This window comes from Enterobacter sp. Taxon_2 (assembly GCF_058355295.1).
The window spans coordinates 3201991-3226473 of record NZ_CM178024.1 but is presented as its reverse complement, the minus strand read 5'-3'; the positions used below and the strand labels follow the sequence as shown (position 1 = coordinate 3226473).

Below are 24483 nucleotides of genomic sequence, written 5' to 3'. Positions count from 1 at the left end.
AATGTCTGCATGGCGACAACAGGAATATGAAAGCAAGGCAATACAGGGTCTTTCCGTTTATGCTGATAACACTAAAAAAGGAGTAACGATGTATACCCTCACCTGGCTTCCCCCTTATGACTGGCAGTGGATGTTTGGCTTTCTTGGCGCGCGTGCGGTAACGGGCATTGAAACCGTCACGCACGACTACTACGAACGCAGTTTTGCCTGCGAAGGACATCAGGGGATCTTCCGCGTGACGCCGGATATCGCCACCCATACGCTGACCGTGATCCTCAGCCCGGGGTTAATTCCGGTTGCGCAGACGTGCCTTGAACGCATCGAACGCCTGTTCGATCTTGCCTGCAATCCGCAGCGCATCGCGGAGACGCTGGGCGATCTCGGTGCTGCCCGGCCAGGCTTACGTTTGCCGGGAGCGATGGATGCGTACGAGCAGGGCGTTCGGGCAATTCTCGGACAGCTGGTGAGCGTGGCGATGGCGGCGAAGCTGGCGTCGCGCGTGGTGGCGTTATGCGGCGAACCCGTGGCGGATTGCCCGGGCTATCTCTGCTTCCCCACGCCGCAGGCGCTGGCGGCAGCGGATCCGCTGGCGCTGAAAGCGCTAGGTATGCCGGTAAAGCGCGCGGAGTCGCTGATTCATCTGGCGCAGTCGGTCATCGACGGGACGTTTCCGCTTTTCCCACCCGCGAACATAGAGGAAGGGATGAAGGCGCTACAGCAGCGGCCGGGGATAGGGCGCTGGACGGCAAATTATCTGGCCCTGCGCGGCTGGCAGGCGAAAGATGTGTTTCTGCCGGATGATTATCTGATTAAACAACGGTTTGCCGGGATGACGCCCGCGCAAATTCGTCGTTATGCCGAGCGCTGGCAGCCGTGGCGTTCTTACGCGCTGCTGCACATCTGGTATACCGACGGCTGGTCGCCGTCAGTTGATGGCGAAATAGCTGGTGTTGAGCAGTAGATCCAGCGGCTGCGGCTCGGCGATGGTGTCACCAAAGATAAAATCAATGCCGATGCCGGAGAGCGTATCCATCATGATGGGCTGGTTGCAGGGGCCCGCGATGGTTTTCATTCCCAGACGCTGGGCGTGGCCCTGCACAATGGTCACCATCATCTCATCCATCAGATTGCCATACACGTTGCTTACCACCTCAGCGTCCAGCATCAGATAGTCGGCCATATTCGCGGTCAGGTGGGTAAAGACGTTCATGTCGCGTCCCACCTGGCTGAAGATCACGCGGCAGCCCGCCTGGCGAAGCTTTTGCAGACTCCGTTGCAGGTTCTTATCCGGGCTGCACACCACATCGGCAGAGATAACCAGATGTAGCAGACGACCCGGCATGGGGCTTTTATCCAGCAGGTCGAGAAGCTCATCGACCAGCGTCACGCTGGCTAAACCGGCCTCAGAAAGCGGCAGTGCCACACCCATGCCTTTACTGGCGATCTGGGCGGCATAGGTGCGGAAAAATTCGCTAAAAATACGTCTGTCGAGGGCGTGCAAAAGCTCAGGCTCCGCCAGACCCGAGCGGAAAGCATGCTCTTCCTGGACTTCGCCCTGACTGGTCCACAGGCGTAACGACAGCAGCCAGAAATTACTGCTTTCCGGGATGCGCGGGGAGGCGACGCTGCGGGCAATCATCATCAGGTGATTGTCTTTAATCATGTGCCACTGTTCATCAAGCGACATCATGCTGCGCGTTTGGTGATCCCGCTCCTGCTGGGGTTCATAAACCGTCACCATGCCGCGCCCGCTGTTTTTTGAGGCATAACAGGCAATGTCCGCTTGCGACATGATCTCCGACGCCTGATGGTTATTTTCATCAATCAGCGTGATGCCGGCGCTGGCGCCGATCCGGTGCAGACGGCCTTCCCACATAAAGTGATAGTCATTGATCGTGTGGATCAGGCGACCGGCAATATAGCGCGCGCTTTCAATATTGCAGTCCGGTAACAGTAAGCCGAACTCGTCCCCGCCCAGACGCGCCAGCACGTCGCTGGAGCGGAGCATGGTCAACATCAGGGAAGAGAGTTCCCGCAGCAGGGCATCGCCCGCCGCGTGGCCTGCCGTATCGTTGACGGCTTTGAAGCGATCGAGATCGATAAAGACCAGGGCATGACGCTGGCGCGTTTCGCGAACGGTCTGCAGGAGGCGTTTGAGATGATTTTCGAAGCTGACCCGGTTTGCCAGATGGGTCAGGGCATCGTGGGAGGCGCTATAGCTGAGCTGGCGCAGCATTTTGCGCGACTCGGTCACGTCCTGAATCACGATAACCGAGCCAATACTCTGCCCATCCAGCGTGCTGAGCGGCGTAATGCTGTAATGAATATCGAAATTTCCACCGGTACGGCAATTCAGCACCACGTCCTGATCGATATCGGAACGGGACATATCGCCGCTGTGAATATTCTCCATCAGCGGCCCTTTTTCACCAAAGGTGATGTGCAACACCTTCAGGATCGGCTGGCCGATAGCTTCGGTCTGCAGCCAGCCGCTCATTTTCTCGGCCACCGGGTTCATAAAGGTGACGTTCATGTTGATATCGGTACACAGCACCGCTTCACCGATGGAATCGAGGGTGATGTGCAGACGCTCTTTTTCCTGGAAGAGGGCCTCGTTGAGCTGCTTAACCTCGGTCATGTCCATGTTGATGCCGAGCAGCCGTTCGACCTCACCCTGCTTATTAAGCACCCGGTTCGCCAGGGAGCGAATATGGCGCACGCCTTCCTTCACGCGAATGCGAAATTCCAGCTTAAACGGCAGACGGGAAATCAGAGAGTCCCGCAGCACCTTCTCTGCGTGGGCGCGATCTTCCGGCAGCATCGTGTCATGCCAGAGCTGCCAGGTGGGCTTGATGTGCGGCGGGATTTCATACAGCTCAAACATCCGCTTGTCCCAGCTGATAATGTCTGGCTCCAGATCCCACTCCCAGATGCCGATGCCGCCCGCTTCGTTAGCAAGCGTAATGCGCTCCATCAGGCGCTTATTGACCCATTCGGTCTGCTTCAGGTCGTTAATGTCTTCAATCTGGGCGATAAAATAGAGCGGCGAGCCGTCGGCATGACGCACAACGGAGACGGCCAGCAGCGCCCAGACCACTTCCCCGTCGCGGGTGTAATAGCGCTTCTCGAGTGTATAGGTATTGATGTCGCCGTTGACCAGCTGTTCAAGCTGTTCCAGGTCGGTGTGCAGATCTTCCGGCCAGGTGAGCTGCTGGAAGGTCAGCGACTGGAGCTCCGTCTGGCTGTAGCCGAGGAAATTGCACAGCGCCTTGTTAGCCTGAAGCCATTTGCCCTCAATGCTGACCAGCGCCATACCGATGGCCGAATACTCCATCGCATTGCGGAAGCGCTCCTCGCTTTCGGTGATGTGTTTGCGCTCGGCGCGGAAGGCGTACATCACCATGGTCATCACGTTAGCAGGCAGGAGCAGCATCAGGAACGGCAGCCAGGGGGCGTTCAGCATCGGCCCGGCGTGCTGCGTGGTCAGCGCCAGAGGGTTACGGGCAATCATCAGCGACACAACCATTACGGTGACCAGAAACACCATGAACGCTTCCATCCGCGGCAGGCGCACGGCGCTCCACATCAGCAGAACAATCACGCAGGTGAAAGGCCACGGCAGCCAGGTGATGGCTGCCCAACTGAGGGCTAACGTTACGGCCAGCGTGGTCAGCGTTTCCAGCAGCAATCTCGGGTCACGGTGGCGCAGCAGATAATGGGGTTTAAACAGCAGGCCCAGCGGCACCAGCGCCAGCGCGCCAATGGCTTCTGACAACACCCAGACGAAGAAATTACGCAGGGGTTCAGGGCCGGGTGCCAGCAGAGACACCAGAATACCGCCCACCAGCGGCGGAACCAGCGCGCTGCCGATGGCCACGCGGATCCAGTCGTTCAGATTCTGCAGCGGGTTGTACCACGGGAGCCATTTGCGCAGAAACAGCGCGCCGATAGCGGCCTCAATGACGTTGATAGAAGGGTAGATGAAGCTGACCGACCCCCATGAAAACAGCATCCACGAGGCCAGAACATTGCCGAACGAACAGGCCAGGGCGATTCCCGGCCACATTTTCCCCGCATGGCGGTAAAACGCCACCATCATAATGGCGGTGGGGAACCAGAGCGGGGCCAGCAGGGTACCGAAGCGGGTGAGCTCCAGCGAAAATAAGGTAAAGATAAAGGTGACCAGGCCCAGACAGACAAGTCGTATTAGAGGATGTGGGGTGGTAACCAAAACCCGCTGGTATTGTTTATTCATTACCGCTTTATCCAGAGACGCCATGCCGTCAGGGAAGATGTCCGAACGCGTGAATTTGATAATTTGGTTTATGCTAGTACAAACAATTTACAATTCATATGGTGACCGCTCAGAATTTGACACCATAGACTTATTAAATACTTACTCCGTTAAAAAAAACGATTAAACGCTGAAAAAACGTTCATTTAAATTTCACTCAGGGAATAAAACGTCACTTTTCGGCCAGTCTCGCAGAACCTGTGCATTCGACTGGTATCACGCCCGCGAAATCCCTATAATTGCCGCGTTTGACGCTCCGGCGTCGTCCTTCCTTAACATCCAGGTTAATCAGGTCGCTAAATTTATGACTGATAAGTCTCATCAGTGCGTCATTATAGGCATCGCCGGCGCATCGGCTTCAGGTAAAAGTCTAATTGCCAGTACGCTTTATCGCGAACTGCGTGAACAAGTAGGTGATGAGCATATCGGCGTCATTCCCGAAGACAGCTATTACAAAGATCAATCCCATCTGTCGATGGAAGAACGCGTCAAAACCAACTATGACCACCCCAATGCGATGGATCACAGCCTGCTGTTCCAGCATTTAGAAGCGCTTAAGAGCGGCCAGGCGATTGAGCTGCCCGTTTACAGCTACGTAGAACACACCCGTACCCAGGAAACCATCCGCATCGAGCCGAAAAAGGTCATTATCCTTGAAGGCATCCTGCTGCTGACCGACGCCCGCCTGCGTGAATCCATGAACTTCTCTATTTTCGTTGATACCCCGCTGGATATCTGCCTGATGCGCCGCATCAAGCGCGACGTGAATGAACGTGGCCGTTCGATGGACTCCGTTATGGCGCAATACCAGAAAACGGTCCGCCCGATGTTCCTGCAGTTTATTGAGCCATCCAAACAATACGCCGATATCATCGTGCCGCGCGGGGGTAAAAACCGCATTGCTATTGATATCTTAAAAGCGAAAATCAGCCAGTTTTTTGAATAAGCCGCGTGAATTGTGTACCGTTCAGAGATAACCTGGTTTTACCCTGAGCGCTTACCGCTTCAGGGTACGATGCATGAAAGGAGAAAGTGCCATGCGTCTTTGTGATCGCGATATAGAAGCCTGGCTGGATGAAGGCCGTTTGTCTATTACCCCACGTCCACCTGTTGAGCGTATCAATGGCGTGACCGTTGATGTACGGTTAGGTAATAAATTCCGCACCTTTAGCGGCCATACCGCACCGTTCATTGACCTTAGCGGGCCGAAGGACGAAGTCAGCGCCGCGCTCGATCGCGTGATGAGTGACGAAATCGTTATCGACGAGGGCGAAGCCTTTTATCTGCACCCTGGTGAACTGGCCCTGGCGGTGACGTTTGAATCCGTCACCCTGCCTTCTGACCTGGTCGGCTGGCTTGATGGCCGTTCTTCGCTGGCACGACTGGGACTGATGGTCCACGTGACCGCGCACCGTATCGATCCAGGCTGGTCGGGGCGTATCGTACTGGAGTTCTTCAATGCCGGTAAATTGCCGCTGGCGCTGCGCCCGGGGATGATGATCGGCGCGTTGAGCTTTGAACCGCTGTCAGGCCCGGCAGATCGTCCTTATAACCGTCGGCAGGACGCAAAATATCGCGACCAGCAGGGCGCGGTTGCCAGCCGTATTGATAAAGACTGATCGTTAGCCCATTGAGGATGCCATGAGAAGAGTTCTGACAACGCTGATGATTTTGCTGGTGGTGCTGGTGGCCGGCCTTTCGGCGTTGGTTCTGCTGGTTAACCCCAACGATTTCCGCGCTTACATGGTGCGGCAGGTCGAGGCACGCAGTGGTTATCAACTGAAGCTTGACGGGCCGTTGCGCTGGCACGTCTGGCCGCAGCTCAGCATTCTCTCTGGCCGCATGTCGCTTACGGCACCGGGGGCGTCCCAGCCGCTGGTGTCCGCAGACAACATGCGCCTTGATGTGGCGCTGTTCCCGCTCATTTCCCATCAGCTGCAGGTTAAACAGGTGATGCTGAAAGGCGCGGTGATTCAGCTCACCCCGCAATCCGAAGCCGTGCGCGATGCAAATGCGCCGGTTGCACCGCGCGAAAATACCCTGCCTGATGAGCCGTCTGATACAGGCTGGTCCTTTGATATCGGCAAGCTGAAAGTGGCCGATAGCGTGTTGGTTTTCCAGCATGAGCACCAGGAGCAGGTGACCGTTCGCAACATTAACCTGCAGATGGAACAGGATGCGCACCATCTTGCGTCGGTGGCGTTTAGCGGGCGCGTGAATCGCGATCAGCGCGATTTGATCCTCTCGCTGAATGCCAGCGTCAATGCCTCAGACTATCCGCACCAGCTCACCGCCGACATTCAGCAACTGGACTGGCAGCTGACAGGGGCCGATCTTCCCACCCAGGGGATCACCGGGCAGGGAACGCTGCAGGCCATCTGGCGCGAAGAACAAAAGCAGCTGGAGCTGGATAATCTCAACCTGCAGGCAAATGACAGTAGCCTGAAGGGGCAGGCGAGCGTTACGCTCGAAGAGAAGCCGAAGTGGGTGCTGAATCTGCAGTTTGACAAGCTCAATCTGGAAAACCTGCTGCCGCCGCTGCCAGCCAGCGCCACCGACAGCGATGACACGCAGACGGGGCAAAGCCAGGCACCGGTATCGCGTCCGGTTATCTCGTCTAATCTTGATCAACCTGACTATAACGCCCTGCGCGGATTCACGGCGGATATTCTGCTGAAAGCCAATAGCCTGCGCTGGCGCGGTATTGATTTTACCGACGTGAGCAGCCAGATGTTTAACCATAACGGTTTGCTGGTGATCTCCGAACTGAGCGGTAAGATGGGCGCAGGGAACCTCTCGCTGCCCGGCACGCTGGATGTCCGTAAAGACGTTGCCAGCGCCGAATTCCAGCCGCGTCTCGACAACGTTGAGATAGGTACCATCCTGAAAGCGTTTAACTACCCGATATCCCTGACGGGTCAGTTGACGCTAGCAGGTGACTTCTCAGGCACGAAAATTGATGCCGATGCTTTCCGCCGCGAGTGGCAGGGGCAGGCGCATCTTGATCTGAAAAACTCCCGTATGGAAGGGCTTAACTTCCAGCAGTTGGTGCAGCAGGCGGTTGAGCGCAGCAGCGATGTGAAAGCGCAGGATAACTATGACAGCGCCACGCGCTTCGACAGCTTCACCGCGGACCTGACGCTGGACAACGGACAACTTTCTCTCGACGGAATGCAGGGCACCTCTTCACTGTTATCAATGACGGGTGACGGTAAGCTGGATCTGGTGAAAGAGACGGCGGACACGCGCTTTAACGTGCGGGTACTTTCCGGCTGGCAGGGTGAGAGCAAGCTCATCGACTTCCTGAAAGAGACGCCGGTCCCGCTGACCGTATATGGCAAATGGCAGGCCCTGAATTACAGCCTGCAGGTGGATCAGATCCTGCGTAAGCATCTGCAGGATGAAGCGAAACGTCGGCTTAGCGGCTGGGCGGATCGTAATAAAGATTCACAGGACGGCAAGGATGTGAAAAAGCTGCTGGATAAGCTGTGATGCCTGTTGCGCCGGGTGGCGGCTTCGCCTTACCCGGCCTACAAAAACCGAACATCGTAGGCCGGGTAAGCGAAGCGCCACCCGGCTTTTTTATACCTCAAAATCCAGTTCTTCCTCCTCCCGCAGCGGAATGAGCTGAACCTTCTGCACGCGATGGTTTTCAATCTGCAGGGTTTTCAGCAGATAGTCACCCACCTGAACCTCTTCCCCCGGCTGTGGGATACGCTGCAAATACTCCATCAGCAGACCGGCAATGGTGTGATATTCCCGCTTTTCATCCAGCGGCAGCGGCACATATTGCACCAGGTCTTCCAGCGGCATATGGCCGTTAGCCGTCCACGAACCGTCTGCGTTTTTCTGAATGTCATGGCGGGCGTCAATCTCATCCACCTCGTTAGGCAAATTACCGGCGATGGTTTCCATCACGTCGCTGAGCGTGACCAGTCCTTCCACCGAACCAAACTCATCCACCACAAAGGCAAAGTGCGTGCGCGCGTTACGGAATTGCTCAAGGGCGGAGAGCAGCGGTAGCCCCTCAGGGAAAACCAGCGGCTGGCGTACCAGCACGCGCAGATTGAGCGCCTCGCCGTGCAGCTGCTGCTGGAGCAGGTCAATAACGTGCACCACGCCCAGCAGCTCCTCTTCCTCTTCACCGCCGGTCACCACCACGCGGGTGTGCTGGTTTTTATCCAGCAGGGCGCGAATGTGCTCTTCGGGTGCCGTCAGGTCGATATGTTCAATGTCATGTCGTGAGGTCATGATGCTGCTGACCGTCCGCTGATTCAGATTGAGCACCCGCTCGATCATCCGCCGTTCCTGCGGATCAAAGATCAGCCCGTCGCTGTGGTCGGCCAGCATGGCGGAGGATTCGGCGTCCAGCTCCGCATCCTCTTTCTTACCGCTTAACAGGCGCATAACCGTGTCGGCCGTACGCTGACGCAGGGTCTGATTCGCGGACAGGAAGCGGCGGCGGTTAAATATCGCCAGCTGGTTAAGCGCTTCAATCATGACGGAGAACCCGATGGCGGCATACAGGTAGCCTTTCGGAATATGGAAGCCAAAACCGTCGGCCACCAGGCTAAAGCCAATCATCAGCAGGAAGCTCAGACAGAGGATGACGATTGTCGGGTGACTGTTCACAAACCGTGTGAGCGCCTTGCTGGCCATCACCATCAGGGTGATGGCGATAATCACCGCGGCCATCATCACCGCAAGGTGGTCCACCATCCCGACGGCGGTGATCACCGAGTCCAGGGAGAAGACCGCATCCAGCACCACGATCTGCGCTACCACCGGCCAGAATTTCGCCCCGCGGCGCTGGGTTGGGTTCTCGCTGTCTTTGCCTTCCAGTCGCTCGTTGAGTTCCACGGTGGCTTTGAACAGCAGGAACAACCCACCGAAGAGCATGATCAGATCGCGGGCGCTAAAACTCAGACCGTGAATGGAGAACAGTGGCTGAGTGAGCGTGACCAGCCAGGAGATAGAGGCCAGCAGCAGCAACCGCATCACCATCGCCAGCAGCAGACCCGTCACGCGCGCGCGGTCGCGCTGGGAAGGGGGCAGTTTTTCAGCGAGGATGGCGATAAAGACCAGATTATCAATCCCGAGCACTAACTCGATGACGACCAGCGTAACCAGCCCGGCCCAGATTGAGGGATCGGCAATCCATTCCATAGTAATAGCAATACCTTCTGTTATATGACGAATGTCACACTTCGATCATGGATAAAGCTGGGGGAAATTGCAATGCCGGGCTGAGATTTCTCTTAATACGAGGGATAAAAAAGAGAGCATTCTCAACAGGGTGTAAATAAGCGAAATACGTATATTTAATTACAAAGAAAGCATTTTAGGATATATCGCAGATAATGGTTTTTAGTCTCTTGTTGTCAATATAAAGAAATTCCTAAAAGGTCAAAAATTTGCTCTTAATATTAATCTTAAAAACTGATATTAGGACAGTTGTCTCCTTGCCTGCTATTAGGTTAGCTGCAACAATTCTCCCAGCATCAAATGTTAAATCTCGGTGTTGCTATTAATGTTCGGTCTTCAGGGATGGTTATTCATTATCCGTCGTGTTTCTCAAGCGGTTGATATATTTCCAGAAGACCTTGCTCAAGAGGGTGTCTATCCATAACACATTGTTTAGTCAGTGGATTGGTAACTGAAAGCCAAGGGCGGTAGCGTGCCTGAAAGCGTGTGAATCAGCCCCGATTATTCTGTCAATAGCCAATGGATGAATAAGCTTTTTTTAGGACTGATGCCAGTTATATTTCTATTTGATTAACTGCATGCTGAAACCCAATACGACTCGAGCTTATTTAAATTGCACAGGGTAATTACTCTGCCAAAGTGATAAATAATCAATGATGAAATCCAAAATGAAATTGATGCCATTATTGGTGTCTGTGACCTTGATGAGTGGTTGCACGGTCTTTCCCGGCAGCAATATGTCAACAATGGGTAAGGATGTGATCAAGCAACAGGATGCCGATTTTGATCTCGACAAAATGGTGAATGTTTATCCACTTACGCCTCGTCTGGTCGAACAATTACGTCCACGTCCGAATGTTGCCCAGCCGAATATGTCGCTGGACCAGGAAATTGCATCCTACCAGTACCGCGTGGGGCCGGGTGACGTGATCAACGTGACCGTCTGGGACCACCCGGAACTGACCACCCCAGCGGGCCAGTACCGCAGCTCAAGCGACACCGGTAACTGGGTGCAGTCAGATGGCACCATGTTCTATCCCTACATTGGTAAAGTCCATGTTGCAGGGAAAACGCTTGCCGAGATCCGTAGTGATATTACCGGCCGCTTAGCGCAGTACATCGCCGATCCGCAGGTGGACGTTAATATCGCCGCATTCCGCTCGCAAAAAGCCTATATCTCCGGCCAGGTGAACAAATCCGGCCAGCAGGCCATCACCAACGTTCCCCTGACCGTACTGGATGCCATTAACGCCGCGGGCGGGTTAACCGACGGCGCCGACTGGCGCAACGTGGTGCTCACCCACAATGGGAAGGAGCAGCGCATTTCGCTGCAGGCGCTGATGCAAAACGGCGATCTGACCCAGAACCGTCTGCTCTATCCGGGCGACATTCTCTACGTGCCGCGCAACGACGATCTGAAAGTCTTCGTGATGGGTGAAGTGAAGAAACAGAGCACCCTCAAAATGGACTTCAGCGGTATGACCCTGACCGAAGCGCTGGGCAATGCTGAAGGTATCGATCTGACGACCTCTAACGCGACCGGTATCTTCGTGATCCGTCCGCTGAAAGGTGAGGGCAGTGCGAAAGGCAAGATTGCCAACATCTACCAGCTGGATATGTCCGATGCGACCTCTCTGGTGATGGCGACGGAGTTCCGTCTCCAGCCATACGATGTGGTGTACGTCACCACCGCGCCGGTTGCCCGCTGGAACCGTCTGATCAACCAGTTGCTGCCAACCATCAGTGGCGTTCGCTACATGACGGATACGGCGCGCGACATTCATACCTGGTAATCCGCGATGTTTAACAAAATTCTGGTGGTATGCGTGGGGAACATTTGCCGTTCCCCCACGGCTGAACGGCTGTTGAAACACTACCAGCCCGAACTGACCGTTGATTCGGCAGGGCTGGGTGCACTGGTCGGTAAAGGTGCCGATGAGCGCGCTACGAGCGTGGCGCGGGATCATCACCTCTCTCTCGATGGCCACGTGGCCCGCCAGGTCACTGGCCGCATGTGCCGGGAGTATGACCTGATCCTGACGATGGAAAAACGCCATATTCATGCGCTGTGCGATATCGCTCCGGAGATGCGCGGCAAGGTGATGCTGTTTGGTCACTGGGACAATGAACGTGAAATCCCCGATCCGTATCGCAAAAGCCATGAGGCCTTTGAGGCGGTTTACACCTTACTTGACCAGTCTGCCCAACAGTGGGCGCAGGCACTGAAAGTTCAGCAGGGATAACAATGACAGAAAAAACAAGACCTTCTGCCGCCCCGATTTCGGGCAGTGATGAAATTGATATTGGGCGCCTGGTCGGCACTGTTGTAGAGGCAAAGTGGTGGGTGCTTGGCATTACCGCCGTATTTGCCGCGGCGGCCGTCGTCTACACGCTGTTCGCCACCCCTATCTACAGCGCCGACGCGCTGGTGCAGATCGAGCAGAATACCGGCAACTCGCTGGTGCAGGACATCGGTTCCGCGCTGGCGAACAAGCCGCCGGCATCCGACGCCGAAATTCAGCTCATCCAGTCACGTCTGGTGCTGGGTAAAACGGTTCACGACCTCGGGCTCGATATCTCCGTCACCAAAAATACCTTCCCGGTCTTTGGTGCCGGCTGGGATCGTCTGATGGGGCGAAGCAACGACACGGTGAAAGTGACTGACTTCGTGCTGCCGAAAGGGGCTGCCGATCAGACGTTTACCCTGACGGTGCTTGGTCCGAAACAGTACCAGCTAACCAGCGACGCGGGCTTTAGCGCGCGCGGTGAAGTGGGGCAGATGCTGACCAAAGACGGCATCAGCATGATGGTCAGCGCGATTAACGCCCAGGAGGGCGGTGAATTCACCGTCACCAAATTCTCCACGCTGGGGATGATCAACAATCTGCAGAATAACCTGACCGTCACCGAAAACGGTAAGGACACCGGCGTGCTGAGCATGACCTTTACCGGTGAAGATAAGGATCAAATCCGCGACATCCTGAACAGCATTACCCGCAACTATCTTGAGCAGAACGTTGAGCGTAAGTCGGCTGAAGCGGCGAAAAGCCTGGCCTTCCTCGCGAAACAGCTCCCGGAAGTTCGCGGCCGTCTGGATGATGCCGAGAACAAGCTGAACGCCTACCGTCAGGATAAAGACTCCGTTGACCTGCCGCTGGAGGCGAAATCGGTCCTCGATTCGATGGTTAACATTGATGCGCAGCTCAACGAGCTGACCTTCAAAGAGGCGGAGATTTCCAAGCTTTATACCAAACGTCACCCGGCCTACCGCACGCTGCTGGAGAAACGCCGTACGCTGGAAGAAGAGAAAGCGAAGCTCAATGACCGCGTGACCGCGATGCCGAAAACGCAGCAGGAGATCGTGCGTCTGACCCGCGACGTGGAGTCCGGACAGCAGGTTTACATGCAGCTGCTGAACAAGCAGCAGGAGCTGAAAATCACCGAAGCCAGTACCGTGGGTGACGTGCGCATCGTCGACCCGGCTATTACCCAGCCTGGCGTACTGAAGCCGAAGAAAGCGCTGATCATTCTCGGCAGCATTATCCTCGGCCTGATGCTCTCCATCGTGGGCGTGCTGTTGCGTTCCCTGTTCAACCGAGGTATCGAAAGCCCGCAGGTGCTGGAAGAGAGCGGTATCAACGTCTATGCCAGCATTCCGCTGTCTGAGTGGCAAAAATCCCGTGACAGCGTCAAAACCATCAAGGGCGTTAAGCGTTACAAACAGAGCCAGCTGCTGGCGGTGGGTAACCCGACCGACCTCGCTATCGAAGCGATCCGTAGCCTGCGTACCAGTCTGCACTTCGCCATGATGCAGGCCAAAAATAACGTCCTGATGTTAACCGGCGTTAGCCCGTCAATCGGTAAAACCTTCGTCTGTGCCAACCTGGCGGCGGTGGTAAGCCAGACCAACAAGCGCGTGCTGCTGATCGACTGCGATATGCGTAAGGGCTACACCCACGAGCTGCTGGGCACCAACAACGTTAACGGCCTGTCGGAAATCCTGCTCGGCAAAGGGGAGATTAGCGAGAGCGCGAAACCGACCTCTATCCCGAAATTTGACCTGATCCCGCGTGGTCAGGTGCCGCCGAACCCGTCCGAGCTGCTGATGAGCGAACGCTTCACAGAGCTGGTGGAGTGGGCGAGCAAAAACTACGACCTGGTGCTGATCGATACGCCGCCAATTCTGGCCGTGACCGACGCGGCCGTTGTTGGCCGCCATGCGGGCACCACGCTGATGGTAGCGCGTTACGCGGTGAACACCCTGAAAGAGGTGGAAACCAGCCTGAGCCGCTTCGAGCAGAACGGCATTGAGGTGAAAGGGGTGATCCTGAACTCCATCTTCCGCCGCGCGACCGGGTACCAGGATTACGGGTATTACGAGTACGAATATAAGTCTGACAGTAAATAAAAAAACACACCCCACACCCCTCACCCTAACCCTCTCCCCAAAGGGGAGAGGGGACTGTTCGGTGCTGGATTTGGGGGACGAACGTAATGATAACCACTGGCTGCCTTTCACCCTCTCCCCTTTTGGGAGAGGGCCGGGGTGAGGGGAAAAAATGACCACACAACGCCCTTTAGTTTCAATCTATATGCCGACATGGAATCGTCAGCAGCTGGCGATCCGCGCAATCAAGTCGGTGTTACGTCAGGACTACGATAACTGGGAGCTGATCATCGTGGATGACTGCTCTTCCTCGTATGAGCAGCTGCAAAAGTTTGTCACTGACCTCAACGACCCGCGGGTGGTCTATACGCATAACGCCATTAACTCCGGCGCATGTGCGGTGCGTAATCAGGCGATTATGCAGGCCAAAGGGCAGTATCTGACCGGTATCGACGACGATGACGAATGGACGCCGAACCGCCTGTCTATCTTCCTGTCGCATAAAGAACAGCTGGTTACGCACGCTTTCCTGTATGCCAACGACTATGTCTGCCAGGGCGAAGTTTATTCGCAGCCCGCCAGTCTGCCGCTGTATCCGAAATCACCTTATTCTCGCCGCCTGTTCTACAAGCGCAACATTATTGGTAACCAGGTCTTCACCTGGGCGTGGCGTTTCAAAGAGTGCCTGTTCGATACCGAACTCAAGGCCGCGCAGGATTACGATATCTTCCTGCGCATGGTGGTGGAATACGGTGAACCGTGGAAAGTGGAAGAGGCCACGCAGATCCTGCACATCAACCACGGGGAGATGCAAATCACCTCCTCGCCGAAAAAGTTCTCCGGCTACTTCCATTTTTACCGCAAGCACAAGGACAAGTTTGACCGTGCCAGCCGTAAATATCAGCTCTTTACCCTCTATCAGATCCGCAATAAGCGCATGAACTGGCGCACGCTGCTGACGCTGCTTTCCGTGCGTAACGGCAAGCGTCTGGCTGACGGGCTTCGGGGGAAATAATGTTTCTGGAAGATTGCCGCGCTAACAGCTGGAGCCTGCGTCCGTGCTGCATGGTTCTGGCGTACCGCATCGCGCACTTTTGCTCGGTGTGGCGTAAGAAAAACGTACTGAACAATATCTGGGCGGCACCTGTGCTGGTGCTGTACCGCATCATCACCGAATGCTTTTTTGGCTATGAAATCCAGGCCGCTGCCACCATAGGCCGCCGCTTTACCATCCACCACGGCTATGCGGTGGTGATCAACAAGTTCGTGGTCGCCGGGGATGATTTCACCATTCGTCATGCGGTCACCATTGGCAACCGTGGGCCTGACAGCCTGGCCTGCCCGGTCATCGGCAATAACGTCGAGCTGGGGGCGAACGTGGTGATCATCGGTGATATCACGATTGGTAATAACGTCACGATTGGTGCTGGCAGCGTGGTGCTGGACAGCATTCCGGATAACGCGCTGGTGGTGGGAGAAAAAGCCCGCGTGAAGGTGATTAAATGAACATTCTGCAATTTAACGTACGCCTCGCAGAAGGCGGAGCGGCAGGCGTAGCCCTGGATCTACACCAGCGCGCGCTGCAAAAAGGACTTCAGTCGCGTTTTATTTATGGCTACGGCAAAGGCGGCAAGAAAAGCGTCAGCCACGATAACTTCCCGCAGGTGCACAAGCACACGCCGCGTCTGACCTCGATTGCCAACATCGCGCTGTTCCGCCTGTTTAACCGCGATCTGTTTGGCAACCTGAACACGCTTTACCGCACGGTGACCCGCACTACCGGCCCGGTTGTGCTGCATTTTCACGTGCTGCACAGCTACTGGCTGAATCTGGAAGAGGTGGTGGCGTTTTGTCAGAAGGTGCAGGCCCACAAGCCTGACACCCGTTTCGTCTGGACGCTGCACGATCACTGGAGCGTAACCGGGCGCTGCGCGTTTACCGACGGTTGCGAAGGCTGGAAAGATAACTGCCAGAAGTGCCCGACGTTAAGCAACTATCCGCCGGTGAAGGTGGATCGCGCGCATCAGCTGGTGGCCGGAAAGCGTCAGCTGTTCCGCGACATGCTCTCGCTCGGCTGTACGTTTATCTCTCCAAGCCAGCACGTGGCCGATGCCTTCAACAGCCTGTACGGGGCAGGGCGCTGTCAGATTATCAACAACGGCATCGACGTGGCGACGGAAGCCATTCTTGCGGAGCTGACCCCGGTGGCGGAAACCGCAGGCAAACCGAAAATCGCTATCGTTGCGCATGACCTGCGCTACGACGGTAAAACCAACCAGCAGCTGGTGCGCGACATGATGGCGCTGGGGGACAAGATAGAGCTTCATACCTTCGGCAAGTTTTCACCGTTCGAAGGGGCCAACGTGGTGAACCACGGGTTTGAGACCGACAAGCGCAAGCTGATGAGCGCGCTGAATGAAATGGACGCGCTGGTGTTCAGCTCCCGCGTGGATAACTACCCGCTGATCCTCTGCGAAGCGCTCTCAATCGGCGTGCCGGTGATTGCCACCCACAGCGATGCGGCACGTGAAGTGCTGGAAAAATCCGGCGGGAAAACCTTCACGGAGCAGGAGGTCCTGCCCCTGGTACAGCTGCCGAAGGCGCAGATTGCTGAGATCGTTTTTGGCACTGATCTGGAATCGTTCCGCAACCGCAGCCGCAAGGCCTACAGTGGACAACAGATGCTGGAGGAATATGTCTCGTTCTATCAGAGTCTGTAGTTATCTGCTGCTGCCGCTGATCTACCTGCTGGTCAACGTCAAAATTGCCCAGCTCGGCGAAAGCTTCCCGATAACCATCGTGACCTTCTTGCCCGTTCTGCTTCTGCTGTATGTCGATAAAATCAACCTGAAGAAGCTGATGATTGCCTTAGGGCTGGGCACGGGACTGACGCTGTTTAACTACATCTTTGGCCAGTCGCTGGATGCCAGTAAATACGTCACGTCAACCATGCTGTTTGTTTATATCGTCATTATTATCGGTATGGTCTGGAGTATTCGGTTTAAAACTATTTCTCCGCACAATTATCGGAAAATCCTTAGGTTCTTTTATATTGCCGTTGCGTTAATTGTTATGCTTGCCGCACTGGAGATGGCGCAAATTATTCTGACCGGTGGCAGCAGCCTGATGGAGATAATTTCGAAATATCTCATTTACAGTAACAGCTATGTATTGAACTTCATCAAGTTTGGCGGGAAGCGTACTACAGCCCTCTATTTTGAACCGGCGTTTTTCGCTCTGGCGTTAATCTCAATTTGGCTCAGCATCAAACAGTTTGGTATCAAAACGCCTAAGACCGATGCTATGATTCTTGCAGGAATTGTTCTGTCTGGATCGTTCTCAGGGGTAATGACATTTATCCTGTTTTACCTGCTGGAGTGGGCGTTCCAGTACCTGAACAAAGATGCGATTAAGAAAAAACTGCCGCTGGCGATTATCTCTCTGACGGTATTTATGGTAGGCGTGATATTTGCCTTCCCGTACATCTCAGAACGTCTGGGTGATTTGGGAACGGAAGGGTCATCGTCATATTATCGCATCATTGGGCCACTGGTGATGGTGGGTTATTCCTTAACCCATATTGATGGGGTAGTAAGATTCGGCTCACTTTACGAATATGTTGCATCATTCGGAATCTTTAACGGTGCGGATGTTGGTAAAACCATAGACAATGGTCTGTATCTGTTAATTATTTATTTTTCGTGGTTCGCCGTACTGTTGACCCTGTGGTATCTGTTTAAAGTTTTCAAAATGATGATTAACGCGTTTGGTGATAACCAGAACTTTCGCGTTCAGCTTTATCTTTTTACTCCGGTGTCGCTGTTTTTTACCGGGTCAATATTTAGCCCGGAATATGCTTTCTTGATTGTCTGTCCGTTTATTCTGCGCAAGGCGCTTAATATTACGAGCGTATGACGAAATGAGGTGATTTATGTTTCTTAGCGTCATTACTGTCGCTTTTCGTAATTACGAAGGGGTGGTAAAAACCTGGCGCTCGCTGCGCAACCTGGCGCGCGATCCAAGCCTCACCTTTGAGTGGATTGTGGTCGACGGCGGCTCGAACGATGGCACGGCGGAGTTTCTGGAAAAACTCAACGGTGAGTTCAACTTACGCTACATCAGCGAGAAAGATAAAGGCATCTACGATGCGATGAATAAAGGCATCAACATGGCACAAGGCCGTTATGCCATCTTCCTGAATTCGGGCGACATTTTCCATGATGACGTGGCGCTTTTTGCCCGTCAACTGGCGCGCCAGAAAGAGGATGCCATGTATATTGGCGATGCGCTGCTCGATTTTGGCGACGGACATAAAGTGTGCCGCAGCGCGAAGCCAGGCTGGTATATCTATCACAGCTTACCGGCCAGCCATCAGGCCATTTTCTTCCCGGTAAAAGGTCTGAAAAAACAGCCTTACGATTTGCAGTATAAAGTGTCTTCGGATTATGCACTGGCTGCCAGCCTGTATAAATCAGGTTACCCGTTCCGTCGAATTAAAGGGCTGGTATCTGAATTCTCAATGGGCGGCGTGTCAACGTCTAATAATCTGGAATTGTGCCAGGATGCCAAAAAAGTACAGCGTAAAATATTACGCGTGCCGGCATTCTGGGCGGAATTGTCTTATTTATTACGCGTGCGCACCACGGGTAAAACGAAAGCCTTATATAACAAAGCCTGAATATAAGGAAACGTAATGCAGGATCTGAAAGGTTTCTCCGTACCGAAAGGTTTTCGGGGCGCGGGCGGTATTAAAGTGCAGCTGTGGTGGGCCGTTCAGGCCACCTTGTTTGCCTGGTCACCGCAAATACTTTACCGCTGGCGAGCATTTTTATTGCGCCTGTTTGGCGCAAAAATAGGAAAAAACGTAGTCATCCGACCTTCGGTAAAAATTACCTATCCGTGGAAATTAACGCTTGGGGATTACGCCTGGGTAGGGGATGACGCGGTGTTATATACCCTGGGCGAGATTACGATTGGCGCAAATTCGGTGGTTTCACAGAAATGTTATTTGTGCACCGGCAGCCACGATTTTATGAGTCAGCATTTTGATATTACCGCTTCGCCTATTGTGATTGGCGAAAAATGCTGGCTGGCAACGGATGTTTTTGTTGCACCAGGTGTTTCTGTTGGCGATGGCACGGTAGTCGGTGCCCGCAGCAGCGTTTTTAAATCGCTACCGGCAAATAAAGTTTGCCGTGGCAACCCCGCAGTGGTGATACGCGAACGCGTTGAAACTGATTAAATTCATAAGTAGAGGAATATAAACATGTCTAAAGTCGCTCTCATCACCGGCGTTACCGGGCAGGATGGTTCTTACCTGGCAGAGTTCCTGCTGGAAAAAGGTTATGAAGTGCACGGTATTAAACGTCGTGCGTCTTCTTTCAACACCGAACGTGTGGATCATATCTATCAGGATCCTCACGCGGCGAACCCGAAATTCCACCTGCACTACGGCGACCTGACCGATACCTCCAACCTGACCCGTATCCTGCAGGAAGTGCAGCCGGATGAAGTGTACAACCTGGGCGCGATGAGCCACGTAGCGGTCTCCTTCGAGTCTCCGGAATACACCGCTGACGTTGATGCCATGGGTACGCTGCGTCTGCTGGAAGCGATCCGCTTCCTCGGCCTTGAGAAGAAAACTCGCTTCTACCAGGCATCCACCTCTGAGCTGTACGGTCTGGTGCAGGAAATCCCACAGAAAGAGACCACGCCGTTCTACCCACGCTCTCCGTATGCGGTAGCAAAACTGTACGCCTACTGGATCACCGTGAACTACCGTGAATCCTACGGCATGTACGCCTGTAACGGCATCCTGTTCAACCACGAATCTCCACGTCGTGGCGAAACCTTCGTGACCCGCAAAATCACCCGCGCTATCGCCAACATCGCGCAGGGTCTGGAGTCTTGCCTGCACCTCGGCAACATGGATTCCCTGCGTGACTGGGGCCATGCCAAAGACTACGTGAAAATGCAGTGGATGATGCTGCAGCAGGAACAGCCGGAAGACTTCGTAATTGCGACCGGCGTGCAGTACTCCGTACGTCAGTTCGTTGAAATGGCCGCGGCACAGCTGGGCATCAAACTGCGCTTTGAAGGTACCGGCGTGGAAGAGAAAGGTATCGTTGTGTCCGTGACCGGCCACGACGCACCGGGCGTGAAGCCAGGCGACGTGATTGTGCAGGTTGACCCGCGCTACTTCCGTCCTGCTGAAGTAGAAACCCTGCTGGGTGACCCAACCAAAGCGCACGAGAAGCTGGGCTGGAAACCAGAAATCACTCTGCAGGAGATGGTTTCCGAGATGGTTGCCAAAGATCTTGAAGCAGCGAAAAAACACTCCCTGCTCAAGTCTCATGGCTACGAGGTTGCCATCGCGCTGGAGTCCTGAGAATGACAAAACAACGTATTTTTGTCGCCGGTCATCGCGGAATGGTGGGTTCCGCGATTGTGCGCCAGCTCGAGCAGCGCGGTGACGTAGAAGTGATTGTCCGCACCCGCGACGAGCTGAACCTGCTCGACAGCCGTGCGGTACAGGACTTCTTTGCTAACGAACGCATTGACCAGGTGTATCTGGCGGCGGCGAAAGTGGGCGGCATTGTTGCCAACAACACTTACCCGGCGGATTTCATCTACGAGAACATGATGATCGAGAGCAACATCATTCACGCGGCGCATCTGCACAACGTGAACAAGCTGCTGTTCCTCGGCTCATCCTGTATTTACCCGAAAATGGCGAAACAGCCGATCGCCGAAAGCGAGCTGCTGCAGGGCACGCTGGAAGCCACCAACGAGCCGTACGCGATTGCCAAAATTGCCGGGATCAAGCTGTGCGAGTCCTATAACCGTCAGTACAACCGCGACTATCGTTCGGTGATGCCGACCAACCTGTACGGACCGCACGACAATTTCCACCCGAGCAACTCGCACGTGATCCCGGCGCTGCTGCGCCGCTTCCACGAGGCGACCGCCGAGAACGCACCGGACGTGGTGGTGTGGGGCAGCGGTACGCCGATGCGTGAATTCCTGCACGTGGACGACATGGCTGCCGCGAGCATTCACGTGATGGAGCTGGATCGCGAAGTGTGGCAGGAGAACACCGAGCCGATGCTGTCGCATATCAACGTCGGTACCGGCGTGGACTGCACCATTCGCGAGCTGGCGCAAACCATCGCGCAGGTAGTGGGTTACAAAGGTCGCGTGGTGTTTGACGCCACCAAGCCGGACGGTACGCCGCGCAAGCTGCTGGACGTGACCCGTCTGCATCAGCTGGGCTGGTATCACGAGGTGTCACTGGAGCAGGGACTGGCCAGTACCTACCAGTGGTTCCTGGAAAACCAGCACCGCTTCCGGGGGTAACGATGTTTTTAAGTCAGGAAGATTTTGCCACGGTAGTGCGTTCCACTCCGCTCATCTCAATTGATTTGATTGTGGAGAACGAACGCGGCGAGTTCTTGCTGGGGAAACGAACCAACCGTCCTGCACAGGGCTTCTGGTTCGTGCCCGGCGGGCGCGTGCAGAAGGATGAGACGTTGAGCGATGCGTTTAAGCGTCTCACTCTGGCGGAACTGGGCCTGCAGCTGCCGATGGCGGCGGGCCAGTTTTACGGGGTCTGGCAGCACTTCTATGACGATAACTTTTCAGGCACCGGGTTCACCACGCACTACATCGTGCTGGGGTTCCGCCTGAAGGTGAGTGAGGCAGACCTGCGTCTGCCTGATTCTCAGCATGACGACTACCGCTGGCAGACGCCAGAGGCGCTGCTGGCCAGCGACAATGTGCACGACAACAGCCGTGCCTATTTCCTGGCCGATCGTCAGTCCGGAGTGCCGGGCTTATGAAAATTTTAGTGTACGGAATCAACTACTCGCCGGAGCTAACCGGCATCGGGAAGTACACCGGCGAGATGGTCGAGTGGATGGCGAGCCAGGGACATGACGTGCGGGTCATTACCGCGCCGCCGTACTACCCGGAATGGAAAGTGGGGGAGCGCTACTCAAGCTGGCGCTACCGTCGCGAAGAGGGTGCAGCGACCGTCTGGCGCTGCCCGCTGTATGTGCCTAAGCAGCCCTCAACGCTTAAACGGTTGATTCATCTCGGCAGCTTTGCTCTGAGTAGTTTCTTCCCGCTGATGGCGCAGCGTCGCTGGAAGCCGGATCGCATCATCGGCGTGGTGCCGACGCTGTTTTGCACGCCGGGCATGCGCCTGCTGGGCAAACTCTCCGGCGCGCGCACCCTGCTGCACATTCAGGATTATGAAGTTGACGCCATGCTGGGCCTGGGGATGGCAGGCAAAGGCAAAGGCGGCAAGGTGGCTAAGCTCGCCAGCGCGTTTGAGCGCAGTGGCTTACACAACGTGGATTACGTCTCAACGATTTCGCGCTCGATGATGAACAAGGCGCAGGAGAAGGGCGTCCCGGCGGAGAAGGTGATCTTCTTCCCGAACTGGTCCGAAGTGGCGCGTTTTCGCGACGTGACTGAGCAAGACGCTCAGGCGCTGCGCGCGCAGCTTGGTTTGCCTGAAGATCAAAAAATCATTCTTTACTCAGGCAACATCGGCGAAAAGCAGGGGCTGGAGAGCGTGATTGAAGCAGCCCAACGGCTGAACCAACATCCGTGGACGTTTGTGATTGTCGGGCAGGGTGGTGGAAAAGCGCGGCTGGAAAAAATGGTCGGCGAACGCGGCCTGACCAACGTGAAATTTTTCCCGCTTCAGTCTTACGAGGCACTGCCTGCGCTGCTGAAGATGGGCGACTGCCATCTGGTGGTGCAAAAACGCGGTGCCGCGGATGCGGTGCTGCCGTCCAAGCTGACCAACATTCTGGCAGTGGGCGGCAACGCGGTGATTACGGCAGAAGCCGAAACAGAATTAGGCCAGCTGTGTGACAGCTATCCGGGCATTGCCGTGTGCGTGGAGCCGGAATCGGTCCCGGCGCTGGTCACCGGAATTGAGCAGGCACTTGCCATGCCAAAAGTGAACACGGTGGCACGTGAATATGCCGAACGCATGCTCGAGAAAGAGAACGTGCTGAGCCAATTTATTGCAGATATACGGGGATAAATCATGAGTCAAACCACTTTGTATCCGGTTGTGATGGCTGGTGGCTCTGGTAGCCGGTTGTGGCCGCTGTCCCGCGTGCTCTATCCAAAACAGTTCCTCTGTCTGAAAGGGGATCTCACCATGCTGCAGACGACGGTAAACCGTCTGCACGGCGTGGAGTGTGAAAGCCCGGTGGTGATTTGTAACGAACAGCACCGCTTTATTGTTGCTGAGCAGCTGCGCCAGCTGAACAAACTTACTGAAAACATCATTCTGGAGCCTGCCGGTCGTAACACCGCGCCTGCGATCGCCCTGGCGGCGCTGGCGGCAAAACGCAGCAGCCCGGACTGTGACCCGCTGATGCTGGTTCTGGCGGCAGACCACGTTATCCAGCAGGAAGACGCATTCCGCGACGCGGTGCGTGCGGCCATTCCTTACGCCGAAAGCGGCAAGCTGGTGACCTTCGGCATCGTGCCGGATCTGCCGGAAACCGGCTACGGCTACATCCGTCGCGGCAGCGTGGCGCCGGGTGAAGGCGACAGCGTGGCGTTTGACGTGGCGCAGTTTGTCGAAAAACCGAATCTGGAAACCGCGCAGGCCTACGTTGCCAGCGGTGAGTATTACTGGAACAGCGGGATGTTCCTGTTCCGCGCCGGACGCTATCTGGAAGAACTGCGCAAATACCGCCCGGATATTCTGAACGCCTGCGAGAAAGCGATGGCGGTGGTGGACCCGGATCTCGACTTTATCCGCGTGGATGAAGAGGCGTTCCTCGCCTGCCCGGAAGAGTCCATTGACTACGCAGTGATGGAGCGCACGGCAGATGCCGTTGTGGTGCCGATGGATGCGGGCTGGAGCGATGTGGGCTCCTGGTCCTCCCTGTGGGAGATCAGCGCCCATACCCCGGAGGGTAACGTCCATCATGGCGATGTCATTAGCCACAAAACGGAAAACAGCTACGTCTACGCCGAGTCCGGCCTGGTCACCACGGTCGGGGTGAAAGATCTGGTGGTTGTCCAGACTAAGGACGCCGTGCTGATTGCCAACCGTAACGCCGTGCAGGACGTTAAAAAAGTGGTGGAGAAGATCAAGGCGGATGGTCGCCACGAGCACCATATTCACCGCGAAGTGTACCGTCCGTGGGGGAAATATGACTCCATTGACTCCGGTGACCGCTATCAGGTGAAACGCATCACCGTGAAGCCGGGCGAGGGGCTGTCGGTGCAGATGCACCATCACCGCGCCGAGCACTGGGTGGTGGTGGCGGGTACCGCCAAAGTCACTATCGACGGTGAAATCAAACTGCTGGGTGAAAACGAGTCCATTTATATTCCGCTGGGGGCGACGCACTGTCTGGAGAACCCGGGGAAAATTCCTCTCGACTTAATTGAGGTGCGTTCCGGCTCGTATCTGGAAGAGGACGATATCGTGCGCTTCCAGGACCGCTACGGGCGGGTGTAGCACTCTGCATTATGCCCGGTGGCGCTGCGCTTACCGGGCCTACGAATGACAAAAAAATTAATTTGGCCATTTAGTGGTCAGGGCCGACTGTTGCCTGAA

The 24483-nt window shown here is 55.3% G+C and carries 20 protein-coding genes; 18 read left to right on the top strand and 2 right to left on the bottom strand.

Annotation, left to right across the window (positions count from 1 at the left end):
• Window positions 1–88: 88 nt before the first annotated feature.
• Window positions 89–961, top strand: coding sequence for a DNA-3-methyladenine glycosylase 2 (gene alkA, locus AC4IC4_RS15375; protein WP_248165191.1), 873 nt, complete (start codon window positions 89–91; stop codon window positions 959–961).
• Here alkA and AC4IC4_RS15370 read toward each other — a convergent pair.
• Window positions 926–4255: a diguanylate cyclase gene (locus AC4IC4_RS15370; protein ID WP_491471465.1), complete on the bottom strand. Its 3330-nt coding sequence runs from the start codon at window positions 4253–4255 to the stop codon at window positions 926–928. The two genes, alkA and AC4IC4_RS15370, sit on opposite strands and share 36 nt — an antisense overlap.
• Window positions 4256–4598: 343 nt before the next feature.
• Here AC4IC4_RS15370 and udk point away from each other — a divergent pair, with 343 nt between their 5' ends.
• The 3 genes from udk (at window position 4599) to asmA (ending at window position 7786) form a co-directional block, all read left to right on the top strand.
• Window positions 4599–5240: a uridine kinase gene (udk, locus tag AC4IC4_RS15365; RefSeq protein WP_008500855.1), complete on the top strand. Its 642-nt coding sequence runs from the start codon at window positions 4599–4601 to the stop codon at window positions 5238–5240.
• Between the two features lie 91 nt (window positions 5241–5331).
• Window positions 5332–5913, top strand: coding sequence for a dCTP deaminase (dcd, locus tag AC4IC4_RS15360; RefSeq protein WP_032646484.1), 582 nt, complete (start codon window positions 5332–5334; stop codon window positions 5911–5913).
• Window positions 5914–5935: 22 nt separating this feature from the next.
• Window positions 5936–7786 carry an outer membrane assembly protein AsmA gene (asmA, locus tag AC4IC4_RS15355; protein WP_491471464.1) on the top strand — a complete coding sequence of 617 codons (1851 nt, stop codon included), beginning with the start codon at window positions 5936–5938 and terminating at the stop codon, window positions 7784–7786.
• Window positions 7787–7876: 90 nt separating this feature from the next.
• Here the strand turns inward: asmA and AC4IC4_RS15350 are convergent, their stop codons facing one another.
• A complete protein-coding gene (locus tag AC4IC4_RS15350; RefSeq protein WP_157189440.1) occupies window positions 7877–9460 on the bottom strand; it encodes a TerC family protein in 1584 nt (527 codons plus the stop codon).
• A gap of 692 nt (window positions 9461–10152) precedes the next feature.
• Here AC4IC4_RS15350 and AC4IC4_RS15345 point away from each other — a divergent pair.
• The 14 genes from AC4IC4_RS15345 (at window position 10153) to cpsB (ending at window position 24384) form a co-directional block, all read left to right on the top strand.
• Window positions 10153–11292, top strand: a complete 1140-nt coding sequence (locus AC4IC4_RS15345) for a polysaccharide export protein (RefSeq protein WP_014170829.1) — start codon at window positions 10153–10155, stop codon at window positions 11290–11292.
• A gap of 6 nt (window positions 11293–11298) precedes the next feature.
• Window positions 11299–11742 (top strand): low molecular weight protein-tyrosine-phosphatase Wzb, encoded by a 444-nt coding sequence (wzb, locus tag AC4IC4_RS15340; RefSeq protein WP_023312405.1) that lies wholly within the window; start codon window positions 11299–11301, stop codon window positions 11740–11742.
• A gap of 2 nt (window positions 11743–11744) precedes the next feature.
• On the top strand, window positions 11745–13907 hold the full coding sequence (gene wzc, locus AC4IC4_RS15335) for a tyrosine-protein kinase Wzc (protein ID WP_491471463.1): 2163 nt from the start codon (window positions 11745–11747) through the stop codon (window positions 13905–13907).
• A gap of 151 nt (window positions 13908–14058) precedes the next feature.
• Window positions 14059–14901 carry a colanic acid biosynthesis glycosyltransferase WcaA gene (gene wcaA / locus AC4IC4_RS15330; RefSeq protein ID WP_023312403.1) on the top strand — a complete coding sequence of 281 codons (843 nt, stop codon included), beginning with the start codon at window positions 14059–14061 and terminating at the stop codon, window positions 14899–14901.
• On the top strand, window positions 14901–15392 hold the full coding sequence (gene wcaB, locus AC4IC4_RS15325; RefSeq protein WP_023312402.1) for a colanic acid biosynthesis acetyltransferase WcaB: 492 nt from the start codon (window positions 14901–14903) through the stop codon (window positions 15390–15392). The genes wcaA and wcaB overlap by 1 nt, the downstream gene beginning before the upstream one ends.
• A complete protein-coding gene (gene wcaC, locus AC4IC4_RS15320) occupies window positions 15389–16606 on the top strand; it encodes a colanic acid biosynthesis glycosyltransferase WcaC (protein WP_024908106.1) in 1218 nt (405 codons plus the stop codon). Before wcaB ends, wcaC begins: the two co-directional genes overlap by 4 nt.
• The gene (wcaD, locus tag AC4IC4_RS15315) at window positions 16581–17801 is read left to right on the top strand and encodes a colanic acid polymerase WcaD (RefSeq protein WP_370883469.1); all 1221 of its coding nucleotides are present in this window, start codon (window positions 16581–16583) and stop codon (window positions 17799–17801) included. The genes wcaC and wcaD overlap by 26 nt, the downstream gene beginning before the upstream one ends.
• Before the next feature lie 16 nt (window positions 17802–17817).
• Window positions 17818–18564, top strand: a complete 747-nt coding sequence (gene wcaE, locus AC4IC4_RS15310) for a colanic acid biosynthesis glycosyltransferase WcaE (protein ID WP_290093374.1) — start codon at window positions 17818–17820, stop codon at window positions 18562–18564.
• 15 nt (window positions 18565–18579) lie between these two features.
• Complete coding sequence (gene wcaF, locus AC4IC4_RS15305; protein ID WP_048224018.1) at window positions 18580–19128, top strand: colanic acid biosynthesis acetyltransferase WcaF; 549 nt, start codon at window positions 18580–18582, stop codon at window positions 19126–19128.
• Between the two features lie 24 nt (window positions 19129–19152).
• Window positions 19153–20274, top strand: a complete 1122-nt coding sequence (gene gmd / locus AC4IC4_RS15300; protein WP_014884502.1) for a GDP-mannose 4,6-dehydratase — start codon at window positions 19153–19155, stop codon at window positions 20272–20274.
• Between the two features lie 2 nt (window positions 20275–20276).
• The gene (gene fcl, locus AC4IC4_RS15295; RefSeq protein ID WP_024908102.1) at window positions 20277–21242 is read left to right on the top strand and encodes a GDP-L-fucose synthase; all 966 of its coding nucleotides are present in this window, start codon (window positions 20277–20279) and stop codon (window positions 21240–21242) included.
• 2 nt (window positions 21243–21244) lie between these two features.
• Window positions 21245–21724 carry a GDP-mannose mannosyl hydrolase gene (locus AC4IC4_RS15290; protein WP_473721566.1) on the top strand — a complete coding sequence of 160 codons (480 nt, stop codon included), beginning with the start codon at window positions 21245–21247 and terminating at the stop codon, window positions 21722–21724.
• Window positions 21721–22944 carry a colanic acid biosynthesis fucosyltransferase WcaI gene (gene wcaI / locus AC4IC4_RS15285; RefSeq protein ID WP_491471462.1) on the top strand — a complete coding sequence of 408 codons (1224 nt, stop codon included), beginning with the start codon at window positions 21721–21723 and terminating at the stop codon, window positions 22942–22944. The genes AC4IC4_RS15290 and wcaI overlap by 4 nt, the downstream gene beginning before the upstream one ends.
• Before the next feature lie 3 nt (window positions 22945–22947).
• Window positions 22948–24384, top strand: coding sequence for a mannose-1-phosphate guanyltransferase (gene cpsB, locus AC4IC4_RS15280; protein ID WP_491471461.1), 1437 nt, complete (start codon window positions 22948–22950; stop codon window positions 24382–24384).
• Window positions 24385–24483: the final 99 nt, after the last annotated feature.

What these genes read in the sequence shown, in the direction of transcription:
- AC4IC4_RS15290 (WP_473721566.1), top strand. Translation starts at nt 21,245, where the DNA reads ATGTTTTTAAGTCAGGAAGATTTTGCCACGGTAGTGCGTTCCACTCCG.
- wcaF (WP_048224018.1), top strand. Translation starts at nt 18,580, where the DNA reads ATGCAGGATCTGAAAGGTTTCTCCGTACCGAAAGGTTTTCGGGGCGCG.
- wzc (WP_491471463.1), top strand. Translation starts at nt 11,745, where the DNA reads ATGACAGAAAAAACAAGACCTTCTGCCGCCCCGATTTCGGGCAGTGAT.
- wcaC (WP_024908106.1), top strand. Translation starts at nt 15,389, where the DNA reads ATGAACATTCTGCAATTTAACGTACGCCTCGCAGAAGGCGGAGCGGCA.
- AC4IC4_RS15370 (WP_491471465.1), bottom strand. Translation starts at nt 4,255, where the DNA reads ATGAATAAACAATACCAGCGGGTTTTGGTTACCACCCCACATCCTCTA.
- wcaE (WP_290093374.1), top strand. Translation starts at nt 17,818, where the DNA reads ATGTTTCTTAGCGTCATTACTGTCGCTTTTCGTAATTACGAAGGGGTG.
- wcaA (WP_023312403.1), top strand. Translation starts at nt 14,059, where the DNA reads ATGACCACACAACGCCCTTTAGTTTCAATCTATATGCCGACATGGAAT.
- AC4IC4_RS15350 (WP_157189440.1), bottom strand. Translation starts at nt 9,460, where the DNA reads ATGGAATGGATTGCCGATCCCTCAATCTGGGCCGGGCTGGTTACGCTG.
- cpsB (WP_491471461.1), top strand. Translation starts at nt 22,948, where the DNA reads ATGAGTCAAACCACTTTGTATCCGGTTGTGATGGCTGGTGGCTCTGGT.
- fcl (WP_024908102.1), top strand. Translation starts at nt 20,277, where the DNA reads ATGACAAAACAACGTATTTTTGTCGCCGGTCATCGCGGAATGGTGGGT.
- dcd (WP_032646484.1), top strand. Translation starts at nt 5,332, where the DNA reads ATGCGTCTTTGTGATCGCGATATAGAAGCCTGGCTGGATGAAGGCCGT.
- gmd (WP_014884502.1), top strand. Translation starts at nt 19,153, where the DNA reads ATGTCTAAAGTCGCTCTCATCACCGGCGTTACCGGGCAGGATGGTTCT.
- wzb (WP_023312405.1), top strand. Translation starts at nt 11,299, where the DNA reads ATGTTTAACAAAATTCTGGTGGTATGCGTGGGGAACATTTGCCGTTCC.
- AC4IC4_RS15345 (WP_014170829.1), top strand. Translation starts at nt 10,153, where the DNA reads ATGATGAAATCCAAAATGAAATTGATGCCATTATTGGTGTCTGTGACC.
- alkA (WP_248165191.1), top strand. Translation starts at nt 89, where the DNA reads ATGTATACCCTCACCTGGCTTCCCCCTTATGACTGGCAGTGGATGTTT.
- udk (WP_008500855.1), top strand. Translation starts at nt 4,599, where the DNA reads ATGACTGATAAGTCTCATCAGTGCGTCATTATAGGCATCGCCGGCGCA.
- asmA (WP_491471464.1), top strand. Translation starts at nt 5,936, where the DNA reads ATGAGAAGAGTTCTGACAACGCTGATGATTTTGCTGGTGGTGCTGGTG.
- wcaI (WP_491471462.1), top strand. Translation starts at nt 21,721, where the DNA reads ATGAAAATTTTAGTGTACGGAATCAACTACTCGCCGGAGCTAACCGGC.
- wcaB (WP_023312402.1), top strand. Translation starts at nt 14,901, where the DNA reads ATGTTTCTGGAAGATTGCCGCGCTAACAGCTGGAGCCTGCGTCCGTGC.
- wcaD (WP_370883469.1), top strand. Translation starts at nt 16,581, where the DNA reads ATGTCTCGTTCTATCAGAGTCTGTAGTTATCTGCTGCTGCCGCTGATC.